Genomic DNA, 11,387 nt, shown 5'->3' with positions numbered 1-11,387 from the left:
TGTTTATGTCGAAAAGTGATAACAAAGATCCCGAATGGCAACAGTTGAGTGATGAACAGTGGCGTGAACGTCTGTCCGATGAAGCTTATTACATACTGCGACAGCAGGGCACCGAGCGGCCCGGTAGTGGCAAGTATTTAAACCTGGATAAACAAGGTAATTATTTATGCGCCGGCTGCGGGCAGCCGATTTTTAAGGCCGATCACCAATTTGATGCACATTGTGGCTGGCCCAGCTTTGATCAAGCGATAGAGGGTGCGGTGGAGCATCGCCGCGACATGAGCCACGGTATGGTGCGAACAGAAATTGTTTGCAGTCGGTGCGGCGGCCATCTGGGCCATGTGTTTGATGACGGACCAACCGACACCGGACAGCATTACTGTATTAATTCAGTAGCTATGACGCATCAGGACGACGTTTAAATTCGCCGTCCTCAATCTCATCAACGATGTTTTCGGCCAAGTCCTGCCAGTCGTCATACTGTTCGTCGGAGGCGTTAACGATAGTTCGCATCTGCTGTTCGTTCATTGTTTCGGAACCGAACGCAATGGCTACTCGAGCCCAGATGATTGCATTGCTTTGGTGTTTTCCAGCACTAACAGTTGCTCTAAAGCGTCGGTGTCGCTGCGGTTAGCCCAGTGCCAATACAGTAACAAAGGTGCATCGCTGGTTGCCGTTTTATCCGCCAAAGCCTTAATTGCGTCCAGGCTATTTAAATAAGCCTCGATACGATGAGATTGTTTTGACTTGAGTTTACGGTGCTCGATGCCCGACGCCAACTCAATGCATTGCGAGTTTTTTTGCAAATCTTTGAGTAAATAATACTGATTCTCCGGAATCTCTTGCAGCTTGTTGGCATAGCGGGAGATGATCAGCTGACGCCGTTCCGCACGACACCAGTTGTCCTCGTTAAGAACAGCGCACAAGCCAGGGTCCTGGTCACACATCTCGCGTACGGTCGGCATCCGTTCTCCGCAGGCAGTTAGTCCCAGCAGCGCGGTTAAGCTTAACAGCGCTAATTTGTTCATCCATCTTTGCATCTTGCTACTCATTTAATCGAACTTTTACTTCGTTTGGATTGGCTATAGAGCCAGCTTTTCAGTACAATAGCGCCGAATTTTCCTAAGCTTACCACAGAACGAGGACAGAGCTAATGAACTCAACTCAGCAAGATCCAACGCTGTCGAGCTGGCAAGAACGCCAGGAATATGCCGAGTTAATGCAGCCATTGATTGGCAAATTATACCGCAATTTTGGTGTCGAGATCTTGGTTTATGGCCGTTCTTTATTGAACGTCGATACCATTAATATCATTAAGGCACATCGCCTGATCCGTCGTTATGAAGGCCAGAAGGTCCGTTTGCGCGAGAGTTTCCCGTTTTTAGAAGCGATGGCGAAAATGCAATTAGCGCCGGGTCGTGTGGACTTGGGTAAATTAGCTTATGGTTATTTGTTTGCCGGCAAAGACGATGGTTTGTCGGTTGAAGACTACATTCGTCGTGAACTGAGCGACATTGTCGATGTTGCCGATAGCATTGAACCTCGTGATGTGGTTTTGTATGGCTTTGGCCGTATCGGTCGGTTATTGGCACGGTTACTGATTGAGCGCAACGGGGCTAATAACAAAATGCGTCTGCGTGCAATCGTTGTACGTGGCGGACGTGAAGGTGATTTAGAAAAACGCGCCAGTTTGCTGCGCCGTGACTCGATTCATGGTCAGTTTAACGGTTCGATTACTGTTGATAAAGAAAACAACAGCATAAAAGCCAATGGCACCAGTATTCGGGTTATTTATTCAGATGGCCCTGATCAAGTTGATTACACGCAATACGGTATCGACAACGCCATCGTTATTGATAACACCGGTATCTGGAAAGACGAAGATGGCCTGGGCTTGCACCTAAAATCAAAAGGCGTAGCCAAAGTTCTGCTAACAGCGCCGTCGAAGGGCGATATCAAAAACATTGTGTTTGGTGTTAATGATAAAGACATCACTGATGGCGACCGTATCGTGTCCGCCGCATCTTGCACCACCAACGCAATTACGCCGGTACTGAAAGCGCTAAACGATGAGTTTGGTATCAACAACGGCCATGTCGAAACCGTGCATTCGTACACTAATGACCAGAACTTGATTGATAACTATCATAAAGCCGAGCGTCGCGGCCGTTCTGCGCCTCTGAACATGGTTATTACCTCTACCGGCGCAGCTAAAGCCGTAGCGAAAGCGTTACCGGAACTTAAAGGTAAGTTAACGGGTAATGCCATTCGAGTGCCGACCCCGAACGTATCCATGGCCATTATGAATTTGAATTTAGCTAAGCCGACTAGCCGTGACGAGCTCAACGCGTACCTTCGCGATACTGCGCTTCACTCGGAGCTAGAAAATCAGATCGATTATACCGCATCGACCGAAATCGTATCGTCGGATCTGGTCGGTTCACGTTACGCCGGCATTGTCGACTCTCAGGCTACTATCGTTGAAGACGACCGCGCTGTGCTGTATGTGTGGTACGACAATGAATTTGGTTATAGCTGTCAGGTCGTGCGTGTCGCAGAAGCGATGGCAGGGCTGAAAGTGCCCAGCTTACCTCGATAATTCAAAAAAAGCGCCGTTTAACCGGCGCTTTTTTTACATGTCGCTATTTTGCAGTACGCAATATTAAGAACTAATTAAAGGATTCATTTATGCACATTAACGCTAATTTCGATAGCGGTAATATTGACGTAATCAAAGCTGACTCAGCCGATGATATCCGTCTAGCGATTCGTAAAGACCATCAATCAGACTTCTATCAATGGTTTCACTTCAAGTTATTTGGTGAAGCGGGCGAAGAGCATGTCATGACCATTGAAAATGCAGCAGGTGCAGCTTACCCTGACGGCTGGAAAGGCTACCAGGCACTGGCATCTTACGACCGTGAAACCTGGTTTCGCGTGCCAACCGACTATGACGGCAAGCAATTGACCATCCGTCATACGCCTGAGCAAGAGTCTGTATTCTACGCGTATTTTATTCCGTATTCTTACGAGCGTCACCAGGACCTTATCCAGTCAGCACAGCAGTCGGTGGATTGCTATCATGAGCTACTGGGCGAGACGCTGGATGGACGTGAGTTAAACTTACTGGTTATCGGTGAGCCGGCGGCGCATAAAAACACGATCTGGGTCACTGCAAGACAACATCCGGGCGAGACCATGGCTGAATGGTTTATGGAAGGCTTTATCGCGCGCCTGCTGGATGACGAAGATGGTGTCGCGCGTAAGCTGCTGGAACAAAACGTGTTCTACGTAGTACCAAACATGAACCCTGACGGCAGCGCCCGCGGTCATTTGCGCACCAATGCGGTTGGTACCAATCTAAACCGGGAATGGGCTGAGCCGAGCCTGGAAAAAAGCCCGGAAGTTTTCTATGTGCTTAAGCGTATGCAGGAAACAGGCGTTGATATGTTTCTGGATGTACATGGTGATGAGGCATTACCATACAACTTTGTCGCCGGTTGCGAAGGTATTCCGTCGTACGATAAACGTCACGAAGATCTGGAAGACACGTTTAAGGCCGCGTTACTAGCTGCGACGCCCGAATTTCAAACACAATACGGTTATGAACGCGACGAACCGGGTAAAGCCAATATGACAGTGGCTAACTCGGCGGTTGGCGAGCGCTTTAAGTGTTTGTCCTATACACTGGAAATGCCGTTTAAGGATAACGCGGACTTACCGGATGAAGATTTTGGTTGGTCAACAGCCCGTTGCCAACGTTTAGGTGAAGATGTTTTAACGGCAATGTTGGCAGTATCACCTAAATTGCGTTAATAATAGATAGACAACCAACAGCAACAATAACAATAACCAGGGGAGCTAACGTTGGAAGCGCTCAATAATTTTCTACTTTGGATTGACGGGTTTTTAGGTTCTGCAGCTTATTTCCCGTTCCTTTTACTGGGTGTGGGTTTGTTTTTCACACTGTATCTTGGTTTTCCACAGGTACGCTACTTCCGCCACGCATGGAAGGTGTTAGGCGGTAAGTTTGACAAAAAGGGTACCGAGGGCGATACCAGCCACTTCCAGGCCTTGTCAACGGCATTATCGGGTACCGTAGGTACCGGTAATATCGGCGGCGTGGCACTGGCCATATTTCTGGGTGGTCCAGCGGCTATCTTCTGGATGTGGATGACGGCGTTTATGGGTATGACCACCAAGTTTGTGGAGGTCACCTTATCGCATAAATACCGGGTTAAGACCGAAGACGGCACTATGGCGGGCGGCCCCATGTACTACATGGATCGCCGTTTGAATATGAAATGGCTGGCAGTAATTTTTGCTATCGCAACCATTGTCAGTTCATTTGGTACCGGCAACATGCCGCAAATTAACAACATTGCACAGTCGATGGAACAGACGTTCCAGATTGATCCCGTCTGGACCGGCGCAGTTTTGTCTATTTTGTTGGCGATGGTCATTATCGGCGGTATTAAACGGATTGCAGCAGTAACCTCAAAGATAGTACCGATTATGGGTCTGCTGTATGTGATCGGTTCATTAAGTGTCATCTTCTTCAATATTGATAATATTGGTGAGTCGTTCGTGTCGATATTCCGTGACGCATTCACCGGCTCTGCAGCGGCAGGGGGCTTTTTGGGTGCCAGCTTTGCTTACGCTTTTAACCGCGGTGTTAACCGGGGTTTATTCTCGAACGAAGCAGGTCAGGGCTCGGCGCCTATCGCACACGCCTCGGCACGTGCTAAAGACCCCGTATCAGAAGGTTTGGTTTCTATTTTAGAACCGTTTCTGGATACCATCTTAATTTGTACGCTAACCGGCCTGGTTATTCTGTCGTCAGGTGTATGGACTGAGAAGTTTGAAAACAACTTTGCCCGCAGCGATCTGGAATTTATTGTTGGTGATTACAACGATAAAGAACAAGCGGACCGCGAAGCGCTTTACGCCTACCTCAATGACACCTCCGAAAATACCATCGAACGTTATAATGGTCAGATTCAGGTTATTGACGGTGAAGCGCAAAGCAACGGCCAGTTTACTATTCTGCATGCCCGTTCAGTAGCCGAAGACGTACGCTTTATTGTAGCCGGTGAGGATGCTTACACGGGTGTCGTTAATGTCAAAAACGGTGACCTAATTAAAGAAGACATTGAGGTAGTTGGTAAGTCGTTGGTGCACTCTGCCGCGCTGACTTCACTGGCCTTTGCGAATGGTTACTTTGGTGACTACGGCCAGTATATTATTCCGCTGACGCTACTGATGTTTGCCTTCTCTACAGCCATTGCCTGGTCCTATTACGGCGATAGGGCGGTCGTTTATCTGGTTGGCCAGAAGGGCGTTATGCCATATCGGATTATTTATGTTGCCGGTTTCTTCTGGGCATCATTTGCTGATACGACCCTAGTCTGGACAGCATCGGCAGTAGCGATTGTATTAATGACACTGCCTAACTTGTTGGGCATGATCCTGCTGCATAAAGAGATGAAGAGTACGGTCAAGTCTTACTGGCAGGACTTTAACAAAGAAAACCCACCGAAGAAGTAACGTGGGGGGGTAAGCAAACGGCTGGTCGGTTGACCGGCCGTTTTTAATTCTGCACTACCCTTGAAATTATGGCTAAAAGCCTTATATTGCAGGGATTGCGCAAAATTGATGACCTTCAGAAAGTAGGAAACCGCATGTTATGGCTTTAGCTCAGTGCCCGTCGTGTCGCAAACGTGTCTCGTCGAAAGCGACAGAATGCCCGCATTGTCAGTTTGTCTTTGCCGGACAATCTGAACAGGATTTAGAGCGTGAGTTTATTCGTATTCAACAAGAAAAGCGGGATAAACTGGTATCGCGGTCGATGTTGGCTTTGCTGATAGCTATCGCTGGCTTCGTTTATTTATTTTTGCAGCAACCAATGCCCGAAACCTGGCAATATAATGTCGCGGTCGGCGTATTGGTGGCAGGGCTGTTATGGTTTGTAGTTAACCGTGTGCAGTTATTGTTTGTTAAGCGTAAACGCTAGAAAGTGAGAAACCATGCAGTTTGACGATTTAGTTGCTTCTATGAGCCGTGACACCTATGACCGTCTGGTGGCTGCGGTAGAGACCGGACGCTGGCCTGACGGCAATAAATTAACGGCGGAGCAACGCGAGAATTCGTTACAATTGGTGATGGCCTACCAGGCTCGTTATATTCCCTCCGACCAGCACATGAGCATAGGCGCGGATGGCCAGATGCTGATGAAGTCCAAACGTGAATTGAAACAGCAGTACAGTGATAAGCCAGAGCAGTCGATCGCGCGCTTTTCGCTGAATGAAGAACAATCCAACACCCGGGATAGTTAATGTTTGATCTAAATAGCCACAGCGATTTATTACTGCAGTGCAAAGCAGTTACCGAAGACGAACCCGACCTGATTGCCAACTTAGCGAACATCAGTGCTATTATCTTTGATGGTATGGCCGATATTAATTGGGCTGGGTTTTACTTTAGCCGTAGCGACGATGAGCTCGTACTGGGACCTTTTCAAGGCAAGGTTGCCTGCGTGCGAATTGCCTTTGGTAAAGGTGTGTGTGGCGTAGCAGCAGTAACAAAGCAATTGCAACATGTTGATGACGTGCACCAGTTTAGCGGCCATATAGCGTGTGACGCGGCATCTAATAGCGAAGTGGTGGCGCCAATTATGGTTAACGATAAGGTGGTTGCAGTATTAGATATTGATAGCCCGAAAATTGCGCGTTTTTCTGAGCAGGACGCTGCACAAATCGCAGCGATAGCTGAATATTGTCAGCAGCTTGATTGGTCACAGTTGTAACACCTATGCTTGATCCATTCGATATTCATTTGTATTTGGTCAGCCATACGGACACTTGGTTTTTTGAGGACCATGAAGAACACGCGGCTGATAATATCAATGAAATGCTGCATTTAATTAACCACTATCGGGACGAATCTGATAGTTTAGAGCAATTGGAAGAAGCGGTACGCAAAACCCTGTATGATTGGATTGAGGAACCTGCGTTACTGGATTTAGAATTCGAAGAAATGGACGATTACGTAAAATCCGTTTTAAAAGTTGTTAGAGAACAGGAAGAAGATTGGAATGAATGAACCGGCTAAGCTAACCAAAAGCAAAGATGTTATCGCCTATTTAGCGGAACAGTTCCCTCAGTGCTTTTCAGTAAAAGGTGATGCAAAACCGCTAAAAATCGGTATCTTTGATGATTTAGCCAAACGTCTGGAAGACGATCCGATGGTTAGCAAAACGCGGTTGCGCACTGCGCTGCGCCATTACACCAACAGTTGGCGTTATCTACACAGTGTGAAGCAGGGCGAACAACGTATCGACCTTGATGGCAGTGCTGTTGAGCCCGTGACTGAAGAGCATCAGCAACACGCGCAGGAATCGCTAAAAGAATCTAAAGCGAAAGTTGCAGAACGCAATAAAGCACGTAAACAAGAACAAGCAACTGATAGCGATGCAGCAAAAGAAAAACGTGTGCAACGCGCTAAAGTTCCTGCGAAAGGTAATAAACCGTCTGCTAAAAAAGCACGTAAACCTTCTAGTAAGCCAAAAGCAGCAGCAAGCCCAAAACTAAACGATGTGGAACTTAATAGCCTGAGTGTAGGTCAACAGGTTCAGGTTAAGGCGGGTAATAGTCCAATGCCGGCTACCGTCACTGAAATTGACAAAGACGATATTCAGGTTCAGTTAGACAATGGTTTGAGCATGAAAGTTAAGATTGCAAACGTGTTTGTCGCTGCCGAGTAGTAACTTAATAGTTTGAGGTAGGAGTCGCCTGTGAAGTATTCGGTTTTTAAGAAGAGCGCCCTGGCGTTGATGCTGGTATCACCATCACTGTTGGCGATTCCCCCGGCTCACCAAGTCAGCGAGCTACCGGAGCTAGAACAAGAAAGTCATCACGATACAGCCGCAGAGCGGGCAACCGCGTACTTTACGCGCTATCATTTTTCGCAGCCTTCATTAAACGACGCGTTGTCTGAGCAAATCCATGAGCGTTATTTAAAATTACTTGATTACAACAAGATGTTCTTGTTGCAGTCGGATATTGAAGCGTCTCAAGAATATGCGACGCTTTATGACGACATGTTAAGCAGTGGTGAGTTGGATGTGGCTTATGACCTCTACCAAACCAGCCTCAAACGTCGTTTTCAGCGCTACGAGTACGCGCTATCTATACTTGATGAAGAACAACCGATGGATTTTACCGTCGCAGATGATAAGTATTATTACGACCGCGAAGAACAGCCATGGGCAAGTTCTACAGAAGAGCTCAACGACCTATGGTATGCGCGGGTAAAATATGATGCACTGAATTTAAAGCTAGCGGGTAAAGAGTGGCCGGAAATTGTCGAAACTCTGGGCAAGCGCTACAACAGTGCATTGAATCGTCTGACCAAGTCAAAAAGCGAAGATGTTTTTCAAACCCTGTTAAATGCTTTCGCTCGCTCCGTTGAAGCCCATACCAGCTATTTGTCACCGCAAAACTCTGAACGATTCCGTCAGAACATGAACCTGGAACTTGAGGGTATTGGTGCAGTATTGCAGTCAGAATATGACTATACCGTTATTCGCAGTTTAGTACCTGGTGGTCCGGCGGATAAAACTGACGAGCTTTCACCAGAAGATAAAATCATTGGCGTCGGACAAGGCGTTGGTGAAGACGCCGAAGATTTTGTTGATGTTATTGGTATGCGACTCGATGACGTAGTCGATATGATCAAGGGCCCCAAAGGCACACAAGTTCGTCTGCAAATTCTGGAAGCATCGCAGGGCGCTGGTGGCACACCGAAAGTGGTCGAAATAACCCGCGATAAAGTTAAATTGGAAGATCGTCAGGCAAAACTTGATATCAAAACCATGGATGACGGACCTTATAAAGGTCGTACTATGGGAGTTATCGAGATCCCGGGCTTTTATAACAACCTAACCGCCGATGTCCGCGCATTACTCGAGCAAGTCAAAAACGAAAAGGTTGAAGGCGTGATGGTGGACTTGCGCGGCAACGGTGGCGGCTCGCTGGCTGAGTCGATTAATCTCACGGGTTTGTTTATTGATCAAGGGCCTGTTGTTCAGGTCAGTGACGGCCGCGGTCAGGTCGATGTGAGTTCAGATCGGGATGGCAAAAGTTACTACGATGGACCTTTAGTGGTTATGGTCGATCGTTACAGTGCCTCGGCTTCGGAGATTTTTGCTGCCGCTATGCAGGATTACGAGCGTGCACTCGTTGTAGGTGAAAATACCTTCGGCAAGGGTACTGTTCAGCAGCACCGTGGGCTGGCACGTCGTTTTGACTTTTTCGATGAGCCGCTCGGTAGTGTGCAGTACACTATTGCCAAGTTTTACCGCATAAACGGCGGTAGCACCCAGTTAAAAGGCGTTCAACCGGACATCGTATTACCGTCTTATGTCGAGGCGTCGGAGTGGGGCGAGAGCAAGGAAGAGAATGCGCTGCCCTGGGACCAAATAGATAAAGCGCCTTACAAGCCGGTAAATCAAGTTGCTGAGGAGGAACTCCCGCAACTGCAACGTGCAGCTAATGAGCGCATAGAGAACGATCCGGAGTTTGACTACATCTTTGATGATATCGAACGAATTCGCGCTGAGCAGGACAAGACCTGGGTTAGTCTGGATATTAATGCGCGCAAAGCTGAGCAGGAAGAGCAAAAGGCATTGCGGTTAAAACGTATCAATGACCGCTTAAGGCGTTTAGGCAAAGAGCCGCTGGAATCAGTCGATGCAATCGATGAGCTGGATGAGGAAATACTAGAAGTCGATCCTTACCTAGAGCAAGCAATGGCAATTGGCTTTGATTATATTGACGAGACCAAACTAGCAAGTAATAAAGCGAGTTAGCCAAATTGGTGCTGCTTAAATCGTTTAAAAAACCGCCACTCACGGCGGTTTTTTGTTGTTTGAATGGCAAACAATGGCATTTTGTGGTCAACTATTCCGTTATTAAAAATTGACCTAAAGCAACAATGACAACAACAAATACAATATCAAGCCGTTGGTCAAGTAGACTATCTTTTGTGCTGGCCTCTGCCGCAGCCGCAGTTGGCCTCGGCAACATCTGGAAATTCCCGTACGTGATGGGTGAGAACGGCGGCGGAGCTTTCGTTCTGGTTTACCTGCTGTGTATCGCCTTTATTGGTTTGCCGATTATGATGGCCGAGGTGGTTATTGGTCGACGTGGCCGCCACTCGCCGGGATATGCGGCTAAATCAGTAGCGCAAGAATCCGGTAAATCATCTGCCTGGCAGCTTGCCGGGTGGTTGGGGATGTTAACAGGCTATCTGGTACTCAGCTTTTATGCTGTCATCGCCGGCTGGGGAGCTGCTTACGTCGCCAAGGCGGCGCAAGGTGTGTTTACTGGCGCGGACGCCGAGCAAATCGGCAATACCTTTGGTCAGTTACTGTCTTCGCCGTTGGAGCTTACCGCGTGGCATACGTTGATTATCGTGGCTACCATATTAGTGGTGGGCAAGGGGGTTAATAAAGGGCTAGAGCGTGCGGTGAGGTTTTTATTACCGGCGATGATTGCTTTATTACTCGGTATTGCTGTTTATTCCGGCGCCATTGGTGATTTTTGGCAGGCATTCCACTTTATGTTTGACCCGGACTTTAGCAAGTTATCGGTTAACGGCGTGATGATTGCACTGGGCCATTCGTTTTTTACTCTGGGGCTGGCATCGGGTGTCGTTATTATGTACGGCGCTTATTTGCCTAAAGAAACGTCGATTGTGCAAACCAGTATCTGGATCGCAGTGCTGGATACCTTTGTCGCGTTATTGGCAGGCTTGGCAATATTCCCATTGGTGTTTGGCTTTGGCTTAACGCCAAGCGAAGGACCCGGTCTTATTTTTACCACCTTACCCATTGCCTTTAGCGAAATGACCGGTGGTGCTTTGGTCGGCACGCTGTTCTTTTTGATGCTGGTTATCGCGGCATTTACCTCGGCTATCGCAATGATCGAATCCTCGGTTGCCTTTGTTTCGGAAAAATTTAACGTCGGCCGCTGGCCTGCCACCATCATATCGGGCACAGTACTTTGGGGATTAGGGCAATTAACGGTACATTCATTTGCCGGCGCCAGCTGGACGCAACTTGATATGTCATTCTTTGGTAAGCCATTGGCCAGCATATTCGATCTTATAGATGCGTTAACGTCCAGTTTACTGCTGCCGCTTGGTGGTTTATTACTCGCGTTACTGGCAGGCTGGGTTATGCAACGTCAATACTCGGAAGACGAGCTGGACAGCACTCGCGGTCTCTATGATGTATGGCTACTGTGCCTGAAATATGTAGCGCCTATTGCTATCATCATCATCTTTTTGCAATTAATCGGTGTAATTCAACTGTAGGTCACTTATCT

13 protein-coding genes are annotated in these 11,387 nt (G+C 47.8%); 11 read left to right on the top strand and 2 right to left on the bottom strand.

Going from position 1 to position 11,387, the window contains the following annotated elements; translation table 11 throughout:
• The first annotated feature begins 5 nt into the window (after positions 1-5).
• A complete protein-coding gene (gene msrB, locus KZ771_RS04900; RefSeq protein ID WP_290654549.1) occupies positions 6-422 on the top strand; it encodes a peptide-methionine (R)-S-oxide reductase MsrB in 417 nt (138 codons plus the stop codon).
• Here the strand turns inward: msrB and KZ771_RS04895 are convergent.
• Both KZ771_RS04895 and KZ771_RS04890 read right to left on the bottom strand, forming a co-directional pair.
• Entirely contained in the window at positions 397-528 is a 132-nt protein-coding gene (locus tag KZ771_RS04895; RefSeq protein ID WP_290654548.1) for a hypothetical protein, read from the bottom strand. The two genes, msrB and KZ771_RS04895, sit on opposite strands and share 26 nt — an antisense overlap.
• A gap of 23 nt (positions 529-551) precedes the next feature.
• Complete coding sequence (locus KZ771_RS04890; RefSeq protein WP_290654547.1) at positions 552-1,040, bottom strand: DUF2989 domain-containing protein; 489 nt, start codon at positions 1,038-1,040, stop codon at positions 552-554.
• Between the two features lie 113 nt (positions 1,041-1,153).
• On the opposite strand from KZ771_RS04890, the gene KZ771_RS04885 reads away from it, so the two are divergent.
• From KZ771_RS04885 to KZ771_RS04840, 10 genes are all read left to right on the top strand, one after another.
• On the top strand, positions 1,154-2,599 hold the full coding sequence (locus KZ771_RS04885; RefSeq protein ID WP_133538341.1) for a glyceraldehyde-3-phosphate dehydrogenase: 1,446 nt from the start codon (positions 1,154-1,156) through the stop codon (positions 2,597-2,599).
• 89 nt (positions 2,600-2,688) lie between these two features.
• Complete coding sequence (locus tag KZ771_RS04880) at positions 2,689-3,816, top strand: M14-type cytosolic carboxypeptidase (RefSeq protein ID WP_290654546.1); 1,128 nt, start codon at positions 2,689-2,691, stop codon at positions 3,814-3,816.
• 51 nt (positions 3,817-3,867) lie between these two features.
• Positions 3,868-5,547 carry an AGCS family amino acid carrier protein gene (locus KZ771_RS04875; protein ID WP_290654545.1) on the top strand — a complete coding sequence of 560 codons (1,680 nt, stop codon included), beginning with the start codon at positions 3,868-3,870 and terminating at the stop codon, positions 5,545-5,547.
• A 139-nt stretch (positions 5,548-5,686) separates the two neighbouring features.
• A complete protein-coding gene (locus tag KZ771_RS04870; RefSeq protein ID WP_290572446.1) occupies positions 5,687-6,013 on the top strand; it encodes a hypothetical protein in 327 nt (108 codons plus the stop codon).
• A gap of 13 nt (positions 6,014-6,026) precedes the next feature.
• Positions 6,027-6,335, top strand: a complete 309-nt coding sequence (locus tag KZ771_RS04865) for a DUF1315 family protein (RefSeq protein WP_290654544.1) — start codon at positions 6,027-6,029, stop codon at positions 6,333-6,335.
• Complete coding sequence (locus KZ771_RS04860; protein ID WP_290654543.1) at positions 6,335-6,805, top strand: GAF domain-containing protein; 471 nt, start codon at positions 6,335-6,337, stop codon at positions 6,803-6,805. Before KZ771_RS04865 ends, KZ771_RS04860 begins: the two co-directional genes overlap by 1 nt.
• A gap of 5 nt (positions 6,806-6,810) precedes the next feature.
• Positions 6,811-7,101, top strand: a complete 291-nt coding sequence (locus tag KZ771_RS04855) for a hypothetical protein (protein WP_290654542.1) — start codon at positions 6,811-6,813, stop codon at positions 7,099-7,101.
• On the top strand, positions 7,094-7,762 hold the full coding sequence (proQ, locus tag KZ771_RS04850; protein ID WP_290654541.1) for an RNA chaperone ProQ: 669 nt from the start codon (positions 7,094-7,096) through the stop codon (positions 7,760-7,762). The genes KZ771_RS04855 and proQ overlap by 8 nt, the downstream gene beginning before the upstream one ends.
• A 30-nt stretch (positions 7,763-7,792) precedes the next feature.
• Entirely contained in the window at positions 7,793-9,868 is a 2,076-nt protein-coding gene (gene prc, locus KZ771_RS04845; RefSeq protein ID WP_290654540.1) for a carboxy terminal-processing peptidase, read from the top strand.
• Between the two features lie 125 nt (positions 9,869-9,993).
• On the top strand, positions 9,994-11,376 hold the full coding sequence (locus KZ771_RS04840; protein WP_290654539.1) for a sodium-dependent transporter: 1,383 nt from the start codon (positions 9,994-9,996) through the stop codon (positions 11,374-11,376).
• The last annotated feature ends 11 nt before the right edge of the window (positions 11,377-11,387 follow it).

The organism is Idiomarina sp., from assembly GCF_019431395.1.
Taxonomy (GTDB): Bacteria; Pseudomonadota; Gammaproteobacteria; order Enterobacterales; family Alteromonadaceae; genus Idiomarina.
This window is presented reverse-complemented; position numbering and strand designations above follow the sequence as displayed.